Consider the following 19,610-nt stretch of genomic DNA (forward strand, 5'->3'; position numbering starts at 1 on the left):
GAGCGCATACCGGCTGGCGGCGACGTGCGTCACCCGACCGGGTGTCCCGCACGGAGGGCAGCCGATGCTCCGCGGGCCGGCGCGCTGCGCGCGGGAGCCCAATGCCCTGAGGCCCACCGGATCCCCTGAATCGGAGGCCGACGCTCACCGACGGGTCCCGGATCCGAGGCCGACGCCCACCGACGGGGTGACCGGTGGCGGGGCACGGGTCCCACCCAAGCTGCGCGAGCGGTCCGACATCGCCGCGGGACGCCCACGGGAACGGCAGGCCGGGTCGCGTGACCACTCAACCTGCGCGAGCCGGCCCGTGCGGCGTCACGCTCCCTTCGCCGACTTCCTCGTGCCCTTCTTCGCAGTCGATGGCTTGCGTGACTTCGCCGGCTCCCGGGACTTCTTCGCAGCCGTCACGCTCGCCTCGAGCGCCGCCATGAGATCGGTGACCTCGGTCTCCGCCGCTGCCGAAGGCACCGCGGTGGTCTCCTTCCCGGCGATCTTCGACTCAATCAGTGCCAGCAACGCCTCGCGGTAGCTGTCCTGGTACTTCTCGGGCTCGAAGACGCTGTCCGACAGCGAGTCGATGAGCGACGCGGCCATCGTCATCTCCTGCGGCCGGATCTGCGGGGGGTCCTCCCTCAGGAACGGGAAGTCGGGCTGGCGGACCTCGTCGGGCCACAGCATCGTCGTGAGCACCATGACATCGGACAGCACCCGGAGGACCGCGAGCGACTCCCGCTGCCGGATGGCGACCTTGGCGATCGCGACCTGACCGGACTTCTGCAACGCGTCGCGCAGGAGGACGTACGGCTTGAGCGCGGGCTTTTGCGGCTCGAGGTAGTAGCTCTTGTCGTAGTAGATGGGATCGATGGCCTCGAGTGGGACGAACTCCTGCACATCGATGGTGCGCGACGTGGACAACGGCAACTCGGCGAGCTCCTTGTCCGTGAGCACGACCATCCCGCCGTCGGAAAGCTCGTAACCCTTGGCGATGTCCGCGTACGGCACTTCCTCGCCGTCGACGGTGCAGAACCTCTTGTACTGGATACGCCCGCCATCGGCCTCGTGCACTTGGCGCAACGAGACGTTCTTGCTCTCGGTAGCCGCGTAGAGGTGAATCGGGATCGTGACGAGCCCGAACGACACCGCACCCTTCCACATGACGCGCATGGGAGGAAAGGTACGCGTTTTTGCAGCTCAGCGACACTGTTACCGCCCTGACCGACGGTTGATGGCGTCCTGCCGCACCCGCTCGGTGTGCGTGGTGAGGTCGTCGACCTGCTCGGCCAGCTCGGGATGCGTGTCCTTGAGATGCGGGCCGGCACCCGCCAGCGGCTGCAGCAGAATCGCCGGATCGTCGTCGCCGAGAGCGCGCTGGACCTGGTCGATGTGGTGCCGGGCCGGCTTGCTCGTTCCCTCGGCCGCGCTGACCATGGCCGCGAGCCTGCGCACGGTCGCCGAATTTTCGCGTGCCCACGCCGTGACGGCCCGCTCGGCAGCGCGGCGGTCTCGCTCCGCCTGGACGCGACCGTCGGCCGTCAAGCCCTCCGGTGCCCCTTCGGACTTCCGCAGCCGCAGATAGCGCCGCTCGGCGGCCTGTCTGCTCGCCACGCCCAACGCCGGCGCGAGGTCGGCCCAGCTGGCTCCGAGCTCGCGCGCGATGGCGATGAGCTGTGGCTCCCAGCCCGCAAGGTCCTCCCTCAGTTCGCGGAGCAACACGAGGGCGGCCAGTACCTGGTCGCCCTCCAGGTCTTCGCCCGCCGCGGCCCGCTCGACGACCTCTCGCAGTTTCTCGTATCGATGCACAACGTCATCATGCCGACGACATGATCTCTTGTCAACGGACCGACGACATGCTACAAATGTGACGTGCGCCGGAGACGCCCCGGCGCCCACACCGCGCAAACAGCACGAATCCAGAGGACAAGCATCGAAAGACAGCTAGGAGGTGGAAACGTGATGTTGATGCGCACCGACCCGTTCCGGGAGATGGACCGGCTGGCACAGCAGGTCTTCGGCAACACCCCCGGCACGTGGTCCCGCCCCACGGCGATGCCGATGGACGCCTACCGCGCGGGCGACGAGTTCGTGGTGTGCTTCGACCTTCCCGGTGTTTCGCCTGACGCGATCGAGCTCGACGTCGAGCGCAACGTACTGACGGTCAAGGCCGAACGTCGTCCGATGCGCCAGGACGAGGGCGTGGAGATGCAGGTCTCCGAGCGTCCGCTCGGCGTGTTCTCGCGGCAGCTGTTCCTGAGTGACAGCCTCGACACGGAGCACATCAAGGCCTCATACGAGTCCGGCGTGCTCATGCTGCGCATCCCGGTCGCCGAACAGGCCAAGCCTCGCAAGATCACCATCGAGAGTGGCGATACCGGACGAAAGGAGATCAACGCCTGACGACTGAACACTCCCCCGGCTTCCTGCTTCCCTCGATGAAGTGGCTCCGGCTGGGGCCCGCCCGGCCGGAGCCGTTCGCTGTGCGGCACCACCCGGATCAGGGTTGACTACTTCCCATAGGACGGATGTACCGTTTCTCTCAACGGTATTTTGATTCCGCGTAGCGAAAAGGGTGGGCGACGATGCTCGACGTGGCCGTGCGCGAAGCCCTGGCCGCCGCCGTCGGTGCGCAAAACGTCATCTCCGATCCGGTGAAGTTGCGCAGCTACGAGTGCGACGGGCTGACGGGCATTCGCCAGATCCCCGGACTGGTCGTGCTTCCCCACGACACGGACGAGGTCGCTGCGGCGGTGCGGGTCTGCCACGAGCATCGAGTGCCCTTCGTCGCCCGGGGCGCGGGGACCGGACTCTCGGGCGGTGCCATGCCGGTGGCCGACGGCGTGGTCATCTCCCTGCAGCGGCTGCGCCGGGTGCTGGAAGTGGATCCGCTCGATCGCCGGGCGGTGCTGCAACCGGGTGTCACGAACATCGACATCACCAAGGCCGCCGCGCCGTACGGGCTGTACTACGCACCGGACCCTTCGAGTCAGCAGGTGTGCACCATCGGCGGCAACGTGGCCGAGAACTCCGGCGGAGCGCACTGCCTGAAGTACGGCTTCACCACCAACCACGTGCTGTCGGTGACCGTGGTGCTGGCCGACGGTGAGGTGGTGACGCTCGGCGGCGACACCGGGGAACAGCTGGGACCGGATCTGCGTGGCGTCTTCATCGGGTCCGAAGGCACCCTCGGGATCGCGTGCGAGGTCACCGTGCGCCTGCTCCGGGTGCCGGAGACCGTCCGGACCCTGCTGGCCGACTTCCCCTCGGTCACGGCGGCAGGCGAAGTGGTGAGCGACATCGTCGCCGCCGGCATCGTGCCTGCTGCCGTGGAGATGATGGACAACCTAGCGATCCAGGCAGCGGAGAAAGCGGTGGGCGCGGGGTACACGCTCACCACGCCGGCGGCGCTCGTCGTCGAACTGGACGGACCGGCGGCCGAATGCGCCGCGCAGTTCGAGCAGGTCAAGGAGATCTGCGACCGGCACGGATGCACCCGGCTCCACATCGCGGGGGATACCGCCGAGCGCGCCCGCATCTGGATGGGACGCAAGGCGGCCTTCGCGGCGGTCGGCCGGATCAGCCCGGACTACATCGTGCAGGACGGTGTGGTCCCGCGGACCAGGCTGGCCGAGGTGCTGGGCCGCATCGAGGAGATGGGCCAGGAGGCAGGACTGCGCGTCGCGAACGTCTTCCACGCGGGCGATGGCAACCTACACCCCCTCGTCCTCTTCGACGACGACGCCGGGGAGCTGGAACGCGCGGAACAACTGTCGAAGGACATCGCCGAGCTCTGTGTGGAACTGGGCGGCTCGCTGTCCGGCGAACACGGGATCGGCACCGACAAGGCCTGCTCGATGCCGCGAATGTTCGGCATCGACGATTTGTCGACCATGGACCGGGTGCGCTCGGCGTTCGACCCGGACCGGCTGTGCAACCCGGGCAAGCTGCTGCCCACGCCGCGGCTGTGCGGTGAACGTCCCGGCCGATACCGGCCGCACCCGTTGGAGGAGGCGGGAGTGATCGAACGGCTATGACAGCCACCATGCTCGCGCCGACCGACCTGCGCGGTGCGCACGAGGCACTCGCCGACACCGACGGCACGGTCCAGATCCAGGGCGCGACAACAGCACGACAGTGGGCCGGCGCGCCCGAACCCGCCGAGACCGTCATCGACACGAGCCGGATGACGGGGGTGCTCGCGTACAACCCGGCAGACATGACGGTCGCGGTCCGTGCGGGTACTCCGCTGCGCGAGCTGCAGGCGGAACTCGCTCGGAACGGTCAGCGCCTCGCCTTCGACTCGGCCCGCGCCGGCCAGGGCGCGACCGTCGGCGGACTCGTCGCGACAGCCGACTCCGGACCGCTCGCCCTGGCCTACGGTTCGATGCGGGACCTGGTGATCGGCGCGACCGTCGTGCTCGCCGACGGCACCGTGGCGCGCACGGGCGGGCACGTCATCAAGAACGTCGCCGGATACGACCTCGCGAAGTTGATGCACGGCTCGTACGGAGCGTTCGGTCTGCTGGCCGAGGTGGTGCTGCGGCTGCACCCGCTGCCGTCCGCGACGCGCACCGTCTCCCTCGACTGCCCGCTCGCGACGGCCGTCGAGCGGGCGACGGCGGTGCTGGCCGAGGCACTCGAACCCGTCTGTCTGGAATGGACGGACGGAACGCTGCTCGTTCGGCTCGAAGGCACCCCCGAAGGCACCGACGACCGTGCCAAGCAGCTGGCTCGGCTGATCGGGGGCGCCGTCCTGTCCGACGACGACGCGGACGCCGCGTGGGTACAGCACGCCGACCTCGTCGGCAAGGCGGTCGTCCGGGTCGGCTGCCGTCCCAGCAGGCTTCCCGTCGTCCTGGAGCAGTGCCGCGGCATCGCCGTGGCCGGGCTCGGTACGGGAGTCGGGACGCTGATCGTCCCAGCGAGCGAGGTCGACCACGTGCACGACACGGTCACCGCGGCGGGTGGCACGTCGGTGACCCGGCAGCGGCCGGAAGTCGATGCGCGCGCGTGGGGTCAGCGCCCGTCGGCGCTGCGCGTGCTCCGGGCGGTGAAGCAGGAACTCGACCCGCAGGGCCGGCTCTGCCCGGGACGGTTCGAGGCATGGTTCGACGACAAGGGCGACAAGGACGACGAGGGCGACCAGGGCCGCGAGCCCGGCCGACACGACAAGGAGGAGCACCCGTGACGGACTCGAGCTTCGACGCCGTTCACCCGCCGTCCCGGGAACTGCTCGACGACTGCGTGCACTGCGGTTTCTGCCTGCCGACCTGCCCGACCTACCAGCTGTGGGGCGAAGAGATGGACTCGCCGCGCGGCCGGATCTACCTGATGGACCTGGCCGAGCGTGGCGAGATCGGGCTCGAAGGCGCGTTCACCGAACACATCGACGCGTGCCTGGGCTGCATGGCATGCGTCACGGCCTGCCCGTCCGGCGTGCAGTACAACCGGCTGCTCGAGGCGGCGCGGCCGCAGATCGAACGCAACGTGCACCGTAAGCCGTTCGACCGCCTGTTCCGGAACGGCATCTTCGCGTTGTTCCCGTACCGCCGCCGGCTGCGCGCCGCCGCGATCGCCGGGCTCGCCTACCAGAAGCTGCGGCTGTCGCGCGTCGCCGAACGCATCCTCCCGCCCCGACTGCGGGCCACCCAGGCCCTCATGCCGCCGGTACGTCTGCGGTCGGCGTTCGCCACGTTGCCCCGCCGAATCCGGCCGGAGGGCCCGGTACGCCGCCGGGTCGCACTGCTGTCCGGGTGTGTGCAGGACGTGTTCTTCCATGAGGTGAACGTCGCCACGCAGCGGGTGCTCGCCGCGGAAGGCTGCGAGGTGCTCACGCCGAGAAGCCAGGGCTGTTGCGGCGCGCTCGGGCTCCATGCCGGCCGCGAGCAGCACGCGCTCAAACACGCGAAGCGAACCATCGAGACGTTCGAGAAACTGCCCGTCGACAACATCGTCGTGAACGTCGCCGGGTGCGGGTCCTCCATGAAGGAGTACCGCGACCTGCTCGCCGACGACCCGGAGTGGGCGGAGCGTGCGCGGGCTTTCAGTGCCAAGGTCCGCGACATCACCGAACTCCTCGCCGAACTCACCCCGCAGGCGACCCGGCACCGCATCGACGCGAAGGTCGCCTACCACGACGCCTGCCACCTCGGGCATGCCCAGGGAGTGCGCGCCCAGCCCCGGGCCGTGCTGCGCACCATTCCGGGCGTCGAACTCGTCGACCTGCCGGAGGCCGAGCTCTGCTGCGGGTCGGCAGGCATCTACAACATGGTCCAGCCGGAACCGGCCGAGGAGCTCGGACAGCGGAAAGCAGGCAACATCCGGGCGGTGAATCCGGACCTGCTGGTCACGGCCAACCCGGGTTGCCTGCTTCAGATCGGGCGCTACCTCGACGGCATCCCGATGCTGCACCCCGTGCAGCTGCTCGACGCCTCCATCCAGGGGCGTCAGCCGACAACCTCGATGTCCACGCAGGTGGGCACACGCGAGGCGCCCTCGTCACGGAGGTAGTGCGCGGCGACGAAACCGGTGCTGCCGTCGACCTCGCCCCGCAGCCACCGCGAGTTGCCGGACACCGGTGAGCCGGACTGCCAGCACTCGCCGAGGAACCGATCGTTCTCGGCGATCCAGCCGACCTTGATGCAGTCCACATCGGGGCAGGCGCGCACGTTCAGTCCGGCGCCGTCGGTGCCGGACACGCGGTAGCGACCGTCCGCGAACGTCTCCCGCGACTGCGTGGTCTCCGGGACCGTGTCCCGAGCTCCGTCCTGCAGTGGGCCCGGTTGGGCGCGCCACCCGAGCGCCAACGCCACCGCGGCGACCGTCAGCGCGACGACCACGAGGACCCGGATGAACACACCGATTCGCAACGACACAAACATTGCCGACCTCCCTCAGTCAGGTCTGCGTAGTCCCCGAGAGATCGCGCCGACGTTTCGTGCTCGGGTTCCTCCTTCCGCTCGACGTGGTGGGATCGTCCTGGGAACCGCAGATTGATTCTCCCGTAATGGGCATGCGCCGTGCAATTCCCACGGAGTCCTTCCCAGGGCAGCCACTCGGACGGAGCAGCGTCTTGGCCCACACGGCCCAACCGCAACGCGCCCGGACCCTCACCCGCCGGAGGTATTGCGGCGGTGGACTACAATCTGCGCATTGGGATTCCCACGAGGACATCCCGGCACGAAAACCCGCGACCTACCCCGAACCGAGGTCCGATGGCTGATCCAGGCCCTGTCGTGCCACGACGGCGCATCGCCGAGGAGCTGCGTCGGCTGCGCAGCGAGGCAGGTCGCACCCTCGAAGAGGTCGCCGACGCCCTGCTGATCTCGACGTCGAAGCTGTCCCGGCTCGAGAACGCCCAGGGCAGGCCACAGCTGCGCGACATCCGTGACCTTGCCCGTTACTACGGGATCGAGGGCACGCAGGTCGCTGGCCGGCTCGAGCGCTGGACCAAGGCCGCCCAATCCCAGGGCTGGTGGACCGACTACAGCGCCAACATCCCCGAGGACCTCGGTGCGCACGTCGCCTACGAAACCGAGGCATCGGTCGCCCGGGTCTACACGATCCCGGTGCTGCCCGTCCTGCTCCAGACACCGGACTACGCGCGGGCGTACTACCACAGCACCGAGACCTGGCGGACTTCCGACGACATCGACCGCCTCGTCGAGCTCCGGACCAGACGCCAGGAAGCCCTGAAACAGCGCGAGGGGCAACCCCCACTCGAACTGATCGCGGTGACCCACGAGGCGAGCCTTCGGCAGCTGGTCGGCAGCCCCGAGATCATGCGGGCGCAACTCGACCACCTGATCGAATGCTCCACCGCGCCCAACATCGAACTTCGCGTGTTCCCGTTCTCGCGCGAACCGCTGTTCACCATCACGTGCATGTACGCGTACTTCGAGTTCAGCGAGGACATCGACCACGACGTCGTGCACATCGAGACCCACGCGGGCATCCGGCACATCGAACGCCCGAAGGTCGTCAAGGAGTACCGCCAGTACCACGACGCCCTGTACCGCAACTCGCTGGCGCCCGAGGAAAGCCGGGCGCTCATCCGCGCAATACGGCAGCAACAATTCTCCTAGCCATTTCCGCATCCCCCGCATTGGAACTTTCATGGCACCCGAAGCTGTGCATCCGTGCAGTACCAAACTCAGAAACGACGGCTACGCCCTTCTGACCGAAGCCGAACTGGGTTTCTCCCCCGACGACCGCGAGCGACTCCACCGAACGTTCTTCCACAGTGGAGTGCTCAAGCGTTACGAGAACGACCTGCCCGCCGACCGCGAGCGGGCTCGCGACGTCGTCCGTTTCGAATGGACACGCAGCGGGCTGAGACTGTCCGAACACGACACCATCACGATCGTGAACCGGGGCGAGCGTCCCGAGCCGCGCGAGTACGGCCGCGTCGAGGTGCTCCAGGACCCGGTGTTCGAGCGCTGGATCCGCCGGGCGCTGACGCTGCTGCCCACCGAGTGGCGCGACCCACGCGGGACGTTCGGCGTCAACCTGTTCCGCACGTTCACCAACGTCGTCACGAAACCGCACCAGGACGGCGAACGGTTCATCTTCATCTACGTGGTCGACAAGATCGGCGAGGGCGCCGAGAGCTGGCTCTACGGACTCGACGAGCACGACGACGTACCGGTGTTCCGGGGGACCCTCAACCCCGGCGACATGTTCGTCTTCGAGGACGCGCGGTTCCGCCACAACGTCACGCCGCTCGTCGACCCGCCGGGCGGCCGGGCTCGCCGCGACGCCCTCGTGTGCACGGTGAACTACAGCGACACCTACTCGCTCGACTGGGACTGACCAGCCGGCTCGCGGCACCCGCCTGGCCTGCGGTCGATGGCCACCCGCCCATCGGGCCAGTCGGGAGCGGCGAGCAGTGCAGCCACGAGAGCCGCGCGGGGTCGCCTCGCGGCGTTGTCTGCCCGAGGCGGCCCCGAGGCTGCATGCCATCCCGAACCCCGCCGCACCCGGGCATCCGTCGTCATCCAGAACCCCGCCGCCGCCTCGGACATCCGGGCGCCACGCCGAAAGCGCTCAGCCCGTCGACGGAGCGAGTGCCGCGTTGCGCATGACGTGCTGAATCAGCGTGATGAGCACCTGCTTGGTCGACTCGCGGTCCCGTGCGTCGCACAACAGCAGCGGCACGGACTGGTCGACGTCGAGCGCCGCCCGCACCTCCTCCGTGCCGTAACGGTAGGCGCCGTCGAAGCAGTTGACGCCGACGACGAACGGCAGCCCCCGCCGCTCGAAGAAGTCCACCGCGGGAAAACACGTCTCAAGGCGGCGCGTGTCGGCGAGCACCACGGCCCCGAGGGCGCCGTTGGCGAGCTCGTCCCACATGAACCAGAACCGGTCCTGACCCGGTGTGCCGAACAGGTACAGGATCAACTCGGGGCTGATCGTGATGCGCCCGAAGTCCAGCGCCACGGTCGTGGTGGTCTTGCGCTCGACGCCGCTCAGGTCGTCGATACCCTCCGACGCCGCGGTGAGCGTTTCCTCGGTGCGCAGCGGCGGAACCTCGCTGACGGAGCCGACCATCGTGGTCTTGCCGACGCCGAATCCGCCGGCGATCAACAGCTTCACTGCCGTCGCGGTGAGCCGCCTGCCGGGATCAAAGTTTCCGGATGCCATCGAGAACCGCCTGCAGTACGTGTTGGTCTGGGACGTCGCTGACCGGCGCCGCCTTGCGGAAGATCAGGTAGTTCTGCTCGATCAAATCACTCAACAGAACCTTGACCACCGGGAGGGGTAAGTCGATGTGGGCGCCCACCTCCGCCACCGACATCGGTCGCTGGCACAAGCGCACGATTTGCGCGTACTCGGGCGAAAGGTTTCCCGCTTCCGCGACGGAGGGCAATGCGACGACGAGCGTCATCATGTCGAGGCCGAACCGGTCCGAACGAGTGCGCCCGCCCGTGACCGTGTAGGGCCGGACCAGTGGACCGGCCTCGTCGTCGAACCACGCCTCGTCTTCCTCGGTCATGGCGCACTGTGCTCAACCCTCGGCGCCGCGCTCAACGCGGCACCGACCCGCTTGACCATCATGTTCATCGCGTAGGCGACAAGCCCCATGTCGGCATCCTCGGTGGTGAGGAGGGCTAGACACGCGCCTCGGCCGGCTGCCGTGACGAAGAGAAAGGCGTGGTCCATCTCCACCACGGTCTGTCGTACCTGACCGCCGCCGAAATGTCTACCCGTGCCGCGGGCGAGGCTCTGGAACGCCGACGCCACCGCGGACAGGTGCTCACCATCCTCTTCGGACAGATTGCTCGACCGGCCGATCAACAGGCCGTCGGCGGAGAGCACGACAGCGCGGTCGGCGCCGGCGACCTGTTGCAGCAGGTCATCCAGCAGCCAGTCCAGTTCGTTGACTCCCGTGTTCGCCATCGTCGTTCAGTCTCCAGAGAAGAGGTTGTGGCCGCTGTCCTGCTCCCGTGCCTGCCGCGTGCCGCGCTGGAAGGCCGCCAACCGGCTGCGCGCCTGTTCGGGCGAGTCGGTGACCACGTCCTCCTCGTCGGTGGCCGCCGCGGTCTCCTTGAGCTGGGGAACAAGGTTTTCCTGCTTGCGCCGCCGTGGCAACGGTGGCCGTCCGGGCGCCATCGGGCCACCCGGCTGCGGGGGGCGCGCGTCCGGCGACCGGCCCTCCGGGGCCCTGGGTTCCGGCGAGGGCCGTCGCGCCTCGTGCGTCCCGGCCGGCCTCACGACGTCGGTCGGCGGGCCCGCCGGCTCGTCGGCTCGGTGGGCCGCCGCGCCGCGCCTCGGCAACTCGGGACGCTGCTGGTGGTCGGCGGGCGATGCCGGCTGGGCATGCCTCGGCAGCTCACCTCGCTGCGGCTGGTCCACCGCGGGCAGTGCCTCCTCTCGCCTGGGCGGCCGGCGGGGCAGCTCCCGGCGCGGCTCGCGCTTCGGCAACTCCGGCGGCCCGGCCTGCTCGGTGGCCGCCGCGGGCGCGGCCGCAGCGGCGGCGTCACCGTTCGTCTCGGCGTAGGCCTCCGGCCGGACCCGGCGCCTCACCGACGGACCCACCTGTGCGGGCACGGCGTCCTCGGCGATGACGTCGTCCTCCGGCTCGGGCAGCGAGCTCAGCAGGTCGGACCGGACGAGCACGATCGCGCGGGTGCCGCCGTACGCGGAGTCGCGCAACGTCACCTGGATTCCGTGTCGCGCGGCCAGCCGCGCGACGACGAACAGACCCAGTCGCGGCTCGTCGGACAGCGCCATGAAGCTGAAGTCCGGCGGATTGCGCAGCAACTGGTTGAGTTCCTCCACCTGCTCCGGCTCGATGCCGAGGCCCTGGTCCTCCACCTCGACGACCACGCCGCGGCCGACCGTCTCGCCGCGGATCTCCACGCGCGAGCGCGGCGGCGAGAACGACGTCGCGTTGTCGATGAGCTCGGCGAGCAGGTGGATGAGGTCGGCGACCACCGGGCCGGACACCGCCACATCCGGCAGCTTGCCGACGGTGACGCGCTGGTAGTCCTCGGTCTCCGCGGTCGCGCCGCGTACGAGGTCGGTGAGCGCGACGGGTTTGCGCCACTGCCGGCCCGGCTGCTCGCCGCCGAGGATGATGAGGTTCTCGGCGTTGCGCCGGGCGCGGGTGGAGAGGTGGTCGAGGCGGAACAGCATGTCCAGCTGGTCCGGGTCCTCCTGCTTGCGCTCCGCCTCGTCGAGTACCTTCAGCTGCCGGTGCACGATCACCTGGCTGCGGTGGGCGATGTTGAGGAACACGTTCTTCGTGCCCTCCCGCGTCTTGGCCTCCTCCACGGCGGCGGCGATGGCGGTCTGCTGCGCCTTGTTGAACGCATCGGCGACCTGGCCGATCTCGTCCTCACCGTGGTCGAGGAACGCCACCTCCGAGTCGAGGTCCACGTGCTCGCCGGAGCGCACCCGCGAGACGAGCTCGGGCAGCTGCCCCTCGGCGAGGTCGAGCGTCTCCTCCCGCAGCCGGGCAAGCCGTTCGACCAGCCATTTCGACAGCCGCCATGCGAAGTAGATCAGCACCAGCCCGAGCAGCAGCGCCACGACGCCGGCGATGATCGCGGTGATGAGGGTGCGGTCGGCGGCATCGAGACCGACGTTGGTCGCGTTGGTGCTCTGCTCGATGTAGAGCCCCATCATCGCGGCGCCGACCTCGCGGGCCGCGGTGCGCCACTGCTCGTCCGACACCGGCAGGTTGTCCGCATTCCCGCGCAGGAACGCGTTCTCGACGGTGCCCAGCACCTGCCAGGCTTGGCTGCGCTGCAGCTGCTCGTACTTGTCGCGGACCGAGGGGATCATCTCGGGCGCGGCGAGTTGCAGCTGCGTGTGATAGGCGCCGACCTGGCCGATGTAGGTGCGGAACTCCTGCTCGGTCAGCCCACCACCGACGTAGCCCGCCGCAGCGAGACCGTCCGCACGGGACATGCCGTCGGCGGCCGTGAACAGCGGCATCGCCGTGACCCGCAGGTACGCCGTCTCGGCGTCGGGCGCCTGCTGGGCGACGCCGTTGAGGCCGGCCGCGAACGTGTCGATGATCCGGTTGTAGAAGTCGTAGGCCTCCTGCAGCGACGGCGCGCCGGTGTCGATGCGCTGGCGGAACTCCGGAAGCTGCTCGTAGAGCTCCCTGCTCAGGTTGATGTCGCGCAGAACGTTGGCGGGGGCGTCGTCGATCATGCCCTCGAGGTGGGCGAGGATGCCCCTCGCCGCCGCGTCCGTCTGGCTGCGCTGCTGCTCCATGGCGACGCGGGACTGCCCGCCGCTCGCGAGGTTCTCAAGCGTCAGCCTGCGTTCCTCGCGGACCGCGGCGAAGTAGACGGCACCCGGTTCGGCGGCCTCGTGAACCTTGGTGGCGAAGTCACGATCCTTGACGGCGTCGTAGATGAGGTAGCCCGCGAGCGCCACACCCACGAGCAGAAGGGTGATGCTGGGAACGAACGCGATCGCGAGCACGCGCACTCGCACCGACGAACGTCCGGAGCGTGACCCGAACAGCTTCTTGACCAACGCGCTCAAAGGCCCCTTCGGCAACTTCGTGTGATCGGTTGTTGGGCCCCCGGTACCCGATGCGATGACCGACTCGCCGGACTTGCCCGACTAAGCCACCGCTCAGCGGAGATTAGGCAGCCACGGAAAGGTGAGTCAACTTCCCTACTCCGTCTGGCCGCGTGACCGAGCGCGTTCGGCGGCGAGTCGAGCTGTGGTTTTGTCCGCCCGTTCGGGTGGAGCGATGTGGCACACCGTGACGAAGCTCATTACACCGAGCAGGCGCCGACGAAGGTCTGGGCCAGGAGGCGGTGCGGCGCTGTCCACAGGTAACCCTTCGTGCCGTCCCGGCGATAGGTGGTCGAGTCCTGCGCGAACATCGACGAACGCAGAAGGAGGCCGGTCGATGCTCAAACGCTCTGTCAGGGTCGCCTGGTCACAGCGCCTGATGTTCGTCATGCTGGCGCTCGTCTTCGCGGCGACCGCCGCGCTCCAGGGCTTCCTGGCCAGCTCGGTGTCGGAATGGTGGCCCGCCGTGCTGGCCGCCCTGCTGGCGCTCGCGGCGGCCGGTTGCCTGTTCGCCGCACTGCAGTCGTCGAACGACTGAGGTCTGCACCCCTCCGGACATCGCGCGCGTCGGTTGTCGATTCCCCGCCGCCCCGGTTCGACGTACCCATGACGGCCGAATCGAAAGGAACGGAGGCGAATCATGACCCGGACAACCGAGACGACCCGGACGACCCAGCCGGCCCCGACCACGCTCACGCCCCTCCAGCAGCGCGTGCTCGCCGCGACGCGCACCGTGGTGGCGTTGCTGTTCATCTGCCACGGCACCATGAGCTTCGGCGCGTTCGGCGGCGTCGACGGCGCGGGCGCCGCGGCGCCGCTGGGCGCGTGGCCCGCGTGGTACGCCGGTGTCATCGAGGTGGGTGCGGGCGCGCTCGTGCTGCTCGGCCTGTTCACCCGGAGCGCCGCCGTGCTGTGTTCGGGCACGATGGCCTACGCCTACTTCACCGTGCACCAGCCGATGGCGCTGCTGCCGCTGCAGAACATGGGCGAGCAGGCGGCCCTGTTTTGCTGGATCTTCCTGCTGATCGCCGTGCTCGGCCCCGGCACGGCCGCGCTCGACGGGCTGCGCCGGACCCGCCGGTCGCGCACCTGACAGCGGACGCGCCGCGAGCACCCGGAGCCGGCACCGGGTGCTCGCTCGACGATGGCGGGGTTCGTCCGGGGCAGGACGGTCAGCGGTGCAGCGGCACCTTGAGCACGCTGCCGTCCCCGACGCACACGCCGCAGTTGGAGATGTACGCCGAGCCGTGCCGCAGCGCGAGCCCGCCCGGCATGGTCAGGCCCTCGCCGTGCACCAGGGTGTGCCCGCCACCGCGGTTCACCCTGAGCAACGCGCCTGCCGGATCGCCCGAGGCCAGCCCGTTGTGCGCGATCTCCAGCACGTACAGCCTGCCACCGGAGCTGAAGCCGATGTCGATGATGTTGGTGAACCCCGCGGCGTAGACCTGCGGCCGCTCGCCGGGCTCGACGCGGTACACGCGTGCCGCGCCACGCGGGAACGGGAAGCCGGTGAGCTCGCCGACGTACAGCGCCCCGTCCGGGCCCCTGACGACCGAGGTCGGCACCGACTGCATCGGGATCGTGCCGCCCGGCGGCGCGGGAACGCCCGGCGGCGGCGCCACCATGCGCGTCGGGAACGTCGCCACGGTCCGCACCGTGCCCTTGCGTGGTACGAACAGCAGCGAGTTGCCGCCGGCGTCGACGACGTACTGCCCGTGGCGGGTGGCGAGCACGGAGTTGGGGTTGCTGTCGCGGACGCCGCCGTCGGGATTGACGCGGGCCTCGTACCCGGCGATGTCCGCCTGCTGCCTCCACCCGGCCCGGCCGTGGGTCGTGAGCAGCCGGCCCATCGCGTCCCGGCCGAGCCGGGGCAGGTCGGCGCGCCTGGCGGGGTCGGCGCCGAGTCCCACCGTGAAGTGCAGCCCGCGCGCCATCGACACGTCGGAGGGTCCGGTGGCCGACGTGCCGTCGCCCTCGTCGCCGAGAGACGGCAACCCGCGCACCACCCGGCTCCGCTTGCCCTTGCTGATCTTGGTGATGGCGCCGGTGGCGCCGAAGCACACGCGACCGCCCTCGGGCCCCGCCAGGCACGGCCCGCTGCCGCCCCGGCCCGATTCCGCCACGTACAACACGCCGTCCTGGCCGAAGTCGAGTCCGCGCGGGTTGTCGAGGCCGGTGGCGATGGTCGTCGCCGATGGTCTGACCTGTCGCGGCTCCTGCCCGGCAGCGGGGAGCACGGTCATCGCCAGCGCCGTGCCGGTGGCCACACCGGCGACCAGCAACCGGGAACGCCTTGCGGACATGGCGACCTCCTCGGTCGGTTGTCCCCCAGACGTCCCCGGCGTCGGGGCTGTTACATGGTCGTCACGATTTCGCCCCGACCAGATTTCTATCCGGGCGCCGCCGCGGTTCGTCGTGCTTCGGCCCACCCGGCAGGAACTGGAGCGGCCGCCGCGCGGCGATGTCCTCCACCCAGCCGAGCGAAAGCACCGCCACCGCGGTGAGCAGCACGGACATCCCGAAGTAGGCGCCGATCGAGTACGGGATGCCCAGCCACTCGTTGACGGGGACCGCCAGCGCGATGGCCACGTTGTGCCAGAGGTAGAGCGTGATCGCCCGCGAGTTGACCACGGTGACCAGCCGGCCGAGGCCCGGCGTGCGATCCAGCCACGCCATCGACGGCGACCCCCGCAGCAGCAGCGGCACCACACCCGCGCAGATCAACGCCTGTGCCAGCGGGATGTCGTTGAGGTCGGTCTCGCCGGTGCTGTGCGTCACGGCCCACCAGCCGCCGAGCCCGATCGCCCCGGCGGCGAGAGCCAGCAGCAGCCGCAGCGACATCGCCTTGAGCACACCGTCACGGTGGGCGATGCCGAGGACCCAGCAGGCGCCGTAGATGCCGAAGTCCTCCACCCCCGACCCGACCGGGCCGAGCACCGCCAGCGGCGAGCCGGCCAGCGTGTTCAGCGCGACCAGGGCGAGCGGTGCCAGAAGGGTGACCACCGGCCTGCGGCGAAACGCCCGCACCAGCATCGGCGTGAGCAGCACGAACCACAGGTATGCCCGGACGTACCAGAGCACGGCCGTCGCATCGACCGCGAGCGACCAGTCGCTCGACGGCGGATCGAAGATCGGGAAGATCCAGTAGAGCAGTTCGGCCCAGTCGAGGACGTACTGGCCGTTGTCGCCCGTCTGCACCGTGCTCCAGCCGTGCAGCAACATCAGCGGCACGAGGACGATCCCGAGCACCCACAGCGGAGGCAGCAATCGGCGGATCCGGCTGCCCACCACGTCGACCGCGGGCCGGCTGGTCATCGACTTGGTGGCGAGCGAGCCACCGGCGGCGAACATCACGCCCATCGCGGGGAAGACGATGCTCAGCCAGCCCCAGCCCGTCGTGTGGTAGAGCACCACGCGCGCCAGCGCGACGGCCCGGAGGACATCGAGCCAGCGTTCCCGAGCCGGACCGGGCCTGTCGCGCCGGTTGTCCACAGTGTCCACAGCATTGTCCACAGTCACCGTACTGGCTCGCCCCGGAGACACCGGCGTCATCGACACGGACGCGGTTGCCGCCGGAGCGTCCACAGTGGGCAGGTCGGTCTTCATGGCCACCGGACGCGCGGCCCGCTGCCGGAAGAATCCGGTGCGCCGCATCCGCTGCCACCGGACCGGGATACCGGACAGCGCCGCGGTCATGGACTGCACGAGCGCCAGGTACATCAATTGGCGGTAGACGAGCTGCTGCGCGGGCAGCAGCCAGAGCGCACTGGTGCGCTCGCCGTCCATCTTGAACGCGAAGAACCCGCCGACCGCCTGGATGGCGAGCATCCCCGTCCACAGCAGCAGCGTCTCGGCCGGGTTGAGGAACAGCAGACCGTAGACGAGGAAGATGTCGATGACGGGCGCGGTCAGCGGCAACACGATCTGGAACGCCATCACGTGCAGCAGGCCGAACCGGCCCATGCGTCCGGACGCACCGCGCTGCAGGATCGCTCTGCGGTGCTTCCACATCGCCTGCATCGTGCCGAAGGTCCACCGGAACCGCTGGCGCGCGAGCTGCCGGACGGTGGTCGGCGCCTCCGTCCACGTGACCGCGGTGTCCTGGTAGACGATGCGCCAGCCGGCGCGGCCGATGGCGATGGTCAGGTCGGTGTCCTCCGCCAGCGTCTGGGTGCTCAGGCCGCCGACCTTGCGGAGCACCGATCGCCGGAACGCGCCGCCCGCACCGGGGATGGTCGGCATGGACCGGGTCAGGTCGTACACGCGCCGGTCGACGTTGAACCCGATGACGTACTCGATGTGCTGCAGCCGCGTGAGGAACGTGTCGCGGTTGGCGATCTTGACGTTGGCCGCGACCGCACCCACCCCGGCGTCGGCGAACGGCTGGACGAGCTCGTGCACGGTGTCGGGCTGGAACACCGTGTCGCCGTCCACCATCACGATGAGCTCGTGGCTCGCAGTGGCGATGCCGGTGTTCAGCGCTGCCGCCTTGCCGCTGTTCGGCTGACGGATCACGCGCACGCGTGGCAACCCGAGCGACTCCACCAGGTCGGCCGTGCCGTCGGTCGACCCGTCGTCGACGACGATCACCTCGACGTCGTGGTTGCTCGCGAGCGCGGAGCGCACGGTCGACTCGATGTTGGCCGACTCGTTGTACGCGGGCACGATCACGGTCACCGGGTCGGTCACCGGCTCCCCCCAGCGGACTCCCTTGCGCTGCCGGGCGTGCCTGCGCGCCACTACCACGAGCAGCATCAACCGCAGCGCGGTGAGGCCGCCGACGACGATGAGTGCCCACTTGAGCACGGTCACCACCACCATCGACACGCCGACGAGGCCGACCAGCAGTGAGCCCGCGAGAGTGTCGTTGTCCTGGGCGGGCTGGTTGCCCGGAGGCAGGCCGACGGCCTCGCTGACCGTGGTGAACCGGTAACCCTGGGCCTGCAGTTTCGGGATGAGCACGTCGAGCGCGGCCACGGTCTGTGACCGGTCGCCGCCCGCGTCGTGCAGCAGCACGATGCCGCCCTCGCCGTTCTCCGGTGTCGAGTTGCGCACGATGGCGTCGACGCCCGGCTTGTTCCAGTCGTCGCTGTCGAGGTCGGTGAACACGCTGACGTAGCCGAACTGCCCGGCTTCCCGCACCACGCGGTAACCGGGGTCGTCCAGCGCCTCCGGGCTCGAGGAGAACGGCGGCCGGAACAGCCTGGTCGTCACGCCCGCGCCCCCGACCAGCGCGAGTTGTGTCTCGTGCATCTCGCGGTCGAATCGCCAGCCCCTGGTGCCGGCGAGGTCGGGGTGGGTGAAGCTGTGCGCCGCGAGTTCGGAGCCGGAGTCACGGATCTGCCGGATGAGTTCCGGGTGCCGGGCCGCCATGGAGCCGACCACGAAGAACGTGCCGCCCACGTCGTGCTTGCGCAGCACCTCCAGCACCTTAGAGCGTGTCTCGTTTGGATCTTGGTTGGGTTGCGGGCATGATCTTGGTTCGTGGTTGATGAGTTGTCGCGGCGGTTGGTGCCTGATGAGCTGTGGGCACTGGTCGAACCGCTGGTCCCTGCGCATCAGGTTCGTCCGCAGGGAGGCGGACGGTCGCGCGTGGATGATCGTGCTGTGTTCACCGCGATCGTGTTCGTGCTGACAAGCGGGTGCGCTTGGCGACACCTGCCACCCAGCTTCGGAGTGAAGGTCCCGACCGCGCATCGTCGCTTCACCGAGTGGACGAAAGCCGGATTATGGCGCAGGTTGCATCGCGCGGTACTCGATGAACTCGGCAGCCAGGGAATGATCGACTGGTCCCGCGCGGTCCTGGACGGAGCCTCCGTCAGGGCCAAAAGGGGGGATCTCTGACCGGTCCCAGTCCTGTGGACCGCGGGAAACCCGGCTCGAAGATCCATGCACTGTCCGACCGGGCGGGACTGCCGCTGGCGGTCGCGATCTCGGCCGCGAACACCAACGACGCGCACGCCCTCAAACCGCTGATTCTGGCCATCCCCGCCGTGAACTCCCGGCGGGGGCCCCGCCGGCGCAAGCCGGACAAGCTCCACGCCGACAAAGCCTACGACCAGGCCGAACTCCGAGACTGGGTACGCAAGCAAGGAATCACCGTGCGCATCGCCCGCAAAGGCATCGAATCCAGCCAGAAACTCGGCAAGCACCGCTGGGTCATCGAACGATGTATCGCGTGGCTGTTCGGATACCGACGATTGACCATACGCTACGAGCGCTACGCCAACCACTTCTGCGCCTTCCTCACTCTCGCCGCAGCCCTCACCTGCTTCAAGAAACTCGCGAAATGAGACATGCTCTTAGGTGTCCACTGCGGATCGGGCCCGTCGTCGAAGGTCAGGGCGATGGTGCGGTCGGGCACGTTCAGCGACTCCACCGGGCTCTTGGTGGCGTCCACGACCGTTCCGCCGTCACGCACGTGCTGCGGCACGGCGGCGTTGCCGACGGGGTCGCGCGCGAGGGCGTCGTTGGTGATCTCCGAGCTCGACAGACCGGCGACGAGCAACATCGTCGCCAGGCTGAGTGCGAGGATCGCGGCGACCAGCCACGAGATCTTGCTCCGCATACCGGCC

General features: G+C 69.3%; 19 protein-coding genes. 9 read left to right on the plus strand and 10 right to left on the minus strand.

The genetic code is table 11. The features are described from left to right. Nucleotides 1–315: 315 nt before the first annotated feature. Complete coding sequence (ku, locus tag ACFSZT_RS02025) at nucleotides 316–1,164, minus strand: non-homologous end joining protein Ku (RefSeq protein ID WP_377387775.1); 849 nt, start codon at nucleotides 1,162–1,164, stop codon at nucleotides 316–318. Nucleotides 1,165–1,203: 39 nt separating this feature from the next. Beyond that, nucleotides 1,204–1,800 carry an HSP18 transcriptional regulator gene (locus ACFSZT_RS02030; RefSeq protein ID WP_377387777.1) on the minus strand — a complete coding sequence of 199 codons (597 nt, stop codon included), beginning with the start codon at nucleotides 1,798–1,800 and terminating at the stop codon, nucleotides 1,204–1,206. A 153-nt stretch (nucleotides 1,801–1,953) separates the two neighbouring features. On the opposite strand from ACFSZT_RS02030, the gene ACFSZT_RS02035 reads away from it, so the two are divergent. The 4 genes from ACFSZT_RS02035 (at nucleotide 1,954) to ACFSZT_RS02050 (ending at nucleotide 6,504) form a co-directional block, all read left to right on the plus strand. Further along, nucleotides 1,954–2,394, plus strand: coding sequence for an Hsp20/alpha crystallin family protein (locus ACFSZT_RS02035; RefSeq protein ID WP_377387779.1), 441 nt, complete (start codon nucleotides 1,954–1,956; stop codon nucleotides 2,392–2,394). A 182-nt stretch (nucleotides 2,395–2,576) separates the two neighbouring features. Further along, complete coding sequence (locus tag ACFSZT_RS02040) at nucleotides 2,577–4,028, plus strand: FAD-linked oxidase C-terminal domain-containing protein (protein WP_377387781.1); 1,452 nt, start codon at nucleotides 2,577–2,579, stop codon at nucleotides 4,026–4,028. After that, complete coding sequence (locus ACFSZT_RS02045) at nucleotides 4,025–5,182, plus strand: FAD-binding oxidoreductase (protein ID WP_377387783.1); 1,158 nt, start codon at nucleotides 4,025–4,027, stop codon at nucleotides 5,180–5,182. The genes ACFSZT_RS02040 and ACFSZT_RS02045 overlap by 4 nt, the downstream gene beginning before the upstream one ends. Further along, complete coding sequence (locus ACFSZT_RS02050) at nucleotides 5,179–6,504, plus strand: (Fe-S)-binding protein (RefSeq protein WP_377387785.1); 1,326 nt, start codon at nucleotides 5,179–5,181, stop codon at nucleotides 6,502–6,504. Before ACFSZT_RS02045 ends, ACFSZT_RS02050 begins: the two co-directional genes overlap by 4 nt. Here ACFSZT_RS02050 and ACFSZT_RS02055 read toward each other — a convergent pair. Then, nucleotides 6,441–6,875: a hypothetical protein gene (locus ACFSZT_RS02055; protein WP_377387787.1), complete on the minus strand. Its 435-nt coding sequence runs from the start codon at nucleotides 6,873–6,875 to the stop codon at nucleotides 6,441–6,443. The two genes, ACFSZT_RS02050 and ACFSZT_RS02055, sit on opposite strands and share 64 nt — an antisense overlap. Nucleotides 6,876–7,208: 333 nt before the next feature. Here ACFSZT_RS02055 and ACFSZT_RS02060 point away from each other — a divergent pair, with 333 nt between their 5' ends. Together ACFSZT_RS02060 and ACFSZT_RS02065 are read left to right on the plus strand one after the other, a co-directional pair. After that, nucleotides 7,209–8,078, plus strand: coding sequence for a helix-turn-helix domain-containing protein (locus ACFSZT_RS02060; RefSeq protein WP_377387789.1), 870 nt, complete (start codon nucleotides 7,209–7,211; stop codon nucleotides 8,076–8,078). A 31-nt stretch (nucleotides 8,079–8,109) separates the two neighbouring features. Next, on the plus strand, nucleotides 8,110–8,805 hold the full coding sequence (locus ACFSZT_RS02065; protein WP_377387791.1) for a 2OG-Fe dioxygenase family protein: 696 nt from the start codon (nucleotides 8,110–8,112) through the stop codon (nucleotides 8,803–8,805). Between the two features lie 234 nt (nucleotides 8,806–9,039). Here the strand turns inward: ACFSZT_RS02065 and ACFSZT_RS02070 are convergent, their stop codons facing one another. Genes ACFSZT_RS02070 through ACFSZT_RS02085 form a run of 4 tightly spaced genes read right to left on the minus strand, consistent with a single transcriptional unit; the run spans nucleotide 9,040 to nucleotide 12,996 of the window. Next, a complete protein-coding gene (locus ACFSZT_RS02070; protein ID WP_377387793.1) occupies nucleotides 9,040–9,636 on the minus strand; it encodes a GTP-binding protein in 597 nt (198 codons plus the stop codon). Next, entirely contained in the window at nucleotides 9,617–9,988 is a 372-nt protein-coding gene (locus ACFSZT_RS02075; RefSeq protein ID WP_377387795.1) for a DUF742 domain-containing protein, read from the minus strand. Before ACFSZT_RS02075 ends, ACFSZT_RS02070 begins: the two co-directional genes overlap by 20 nt. Further along, complete coding sequence (locus ACFSZT_RS02080) at nucleotides 9,985–10,392, minus strand: roadblock/LC7 domain-containing protein (RefSeq protein ID WP_377387797.1); 408 nt, start codon at nucleotides 10,390–10,392, stop codon at nucleotides 9,985–9,987. The genes ACFSZT_RS02075 and ACFSZT_RS02080 overlap by 4 nt, the downstream gene beginning before the upstream one ends. 6 nt (nucleotides 10,393–10,398) lie before the next feature. Then, entirely contained in the window at nucleotides 10,399–12,996 is a 2,598-nt protein-coding gene (locus ACFSZT_RS02085; protein WP_377387799.1) for a sensor histidine kinase, read from the minus strand. Nucleotides 12,997–13,372: 376 nt separating this feature from the next. On the opposite strand from ACFSZT_RS02085, the gene ACFSZT_RS02090 reads away from it, so the two are divergent. Both ACFSZT_RS02090 and ACFSZT_RS02095 read left to right on the plus strand, forming a co-directional pair. Beyond that, nucleotides 13,373–13,573 carry a hypothetical protein gene (locus ACFSZT_RS02090; RefSeq protein WP_377387801.1) on the plus strand — a complete coding sequence of 67 codons (201 nt, stop codon included), beginning with the start codon at nucleotides 13,373–13,375 and terminating at the stop codon, nucleotides 13,571–13,573. Nucleotides 13,574–13,675: 102 nt separating this feature from the next. Next, entirely contained in the window at nucleotides 13,676–14,128 is a 453-nt protein-coding gene (locus ACFSZT_RS02095) for a DoxX family protein (RefSeq protein ID WP_377387803.1), read from the plus strand. A 79-nt stretch (nucleotides 14,129–14,207) separates the two neighbouring features. Here ACFSZT_RS02095 and ACFSZT_RS02100 read toward each other — a convergent pair whose 3' ends face one another. Together ACFSZT_RS02100 and ACFSZT_RS02105 are read right to left on the minus strand one after the other, a co-directional pair. Beyond that, nucleotides 14,208–15,338, minus strand: coding sequence for a ScyD/ScyE family protein (locus tag ACFSZT_RS02100; RefSeq protein ID WP_377387805.1), 1,131 nt, complete (start codon nucleotides 15,336–15,338; stop codon nucleotides 14,208–14,210). A gap of 61 nt (nucleotides 15,339–15,399) precedes the next feature. Beyond that, complete coding sequence (locus ACFSZT_RS02105) at nucleotides 15,400–18,456, minus strand: glycosyltransferase (RefSeq protein WP_377387807.1); 3,057 nt, start codon at nucleotides 18,454–18,456, stop codon at nucleotides 15,400–15,402. Between the two features lie 63 nt (nucleotides 18,457–18,519). Between ACFSZT_RS02105 and ACFSZT_RS02110 the strand changes: the two genes are divergently transcribed. Beyond that, a protein-coding gene (locus ACFSZT_RS02110; protein ID WP_377478151.1) for an IS5 family transposase occupies nucleotides 18,520–19,328 on the plus strand; the annotation gives its coding sequence in 2 pieces (ribosomal slippage) (nucleotides 18,520–18,862 and nucleotides 18,862–19,328; 810 coding nt in all). Here ACFSZT_RS02110 and ACFSZT_RS02115 read toward each other — a convergent pair. Continuing rightward, nucleotides 19,256–19,603: a hypothetical protein gene (locus ACFSZT_RS02115; protein WP_377478153.1), complete on the minus strand. Its 348-nt coding sequence runs from the start codon at nucleotides 19,601–19,603 to the stop codon at nucleotides 19,256–19,258. The two genes, ACFSZT_RS02110 and ACFSZT_RS02115, sit on opposite strands and share 73 nt — an antisense overlap. Nucleotides 19,604–19,610: the final 7 nt, after the last annotated feature.

The organism is Prauserella oleivorans (assembly GCF_042685745.1).
Classification (GTDB): Bacteria; Actinomycetota; Actinomycetes; order Mycobacteriales; family Pseudonocardiaceae; genus Prauserella_A; species Prauserella_A oleivorans.

What these genes read in the sequence shown, in the direction of transcription:
- ACFSZT_RS02035 (WP_377387779.1), top strand. Translation starts at nt 1,954, where the DNA reads ATGTTGATGCGCACCGACCCGTTCCGGGAGATGGACCGGCTGGCACAG.
- ACFSZT_RS02090 (WP_377387801.1), top strand. Translation starts at nt 13,373, where the DNA reads ATGCTCAAACGCTCTGTCAGGGTCGCCTGGTCACAGCGCCTGATGTTC.
- ACFSZT_RS02065 (WP_377387791.1), top strand. Translation starts at nt 8,110, where the DNA reads ATGGCACCCGAAGCTGTGCATCCGTGCAGTACCAAACTCAGAAACGAC.
- ku (WP_377387775.1), bottom strand. Translation starts at nt 1,164, where the DNA reads ATGCGCGTCATGTGGAAGGGTGCGGTGTCGTTCGGGCTCGTCACGATC.
- ACFSZT_RS02040 (WP_377387781.1), top strand. Translation starts at nt 2,577, where the DNA reads ATGCTCGACGTGGCCGTGCGCGAAGCCCTGGCCGCCGCCGTCGGTGCG.
- ACFSZT_RS02060 (WP_377387789.1), top strand. Translation starts at nt 7,209, where the DNA reads ATGGCTGATCCAGGCCCTGTCGTGCCACGACGGCGCATCGCCGAGGAG.
- ACFSZT_RS02045 (WP_377387783.1), top strand. Translation starts at nt 4,025, where the DNA reads ATGACAGCCACCATGCTCGCGCCGACCGACCTGCGCGGTGCGCACGAG.
- ACFSZT_RS02070 (WP_377387793.1), bottom strand. Translation starts at nt 9,636, where the DNA reads ATGGCATCCGGAAACTTTGATCCCGGCAGGCGGCTCACCGCGACGGCA.
- ACFSZT_RS02055 (WP_377387787.1), bottom strand. Translation starts at nt 6,875, where the DNA reads ATGTTTGTGTCGTTGCGAATCGGTGTGTTCATCCGGGTCCTCGTGGTC.
- ACFSZT_RS02115 (WP_377478153.1), bottom strand. Translation starts at nt 19,603, where the DNA reads ATGCGGAGCAAGATCTCGTGGCTGGTCGCCGCGATCCTCGCACTCAGC.
- ACFSZT_RS02080 (WP_377387797.1), bottom strand. Translation starts at nt 10,392, where the DNA reads ATGGCGAACACGGGAGTCAACGAACTGGACTGGCTGCTGGATGACCTG.
- ACFSZT_RS02095 (WP_377387803.1), top strand. Translation starts at nt 13,676, where the DNA reads ATGACCCGGACAACCGAGACGACCCGGACGACCCAGCCGGCCCCGACC.
- ACFSZT_RS02100 (WP_377387805.1), bottom strand. Translation starts at nt 15,338, where the DNA reads ATGTCCGCAAGGCGTTCCCGGTTGCTGGTCGCCGGTGTGGCCACCGGC.
- ACFSZT_RS02075 (WP_377387795.1), bottom strand. Translation starts at nt 9,988, where the DNA reads ATGACCGAGGAAGACGAGGCGTGGTTCGACGACGAGGCCGGTCCACTG.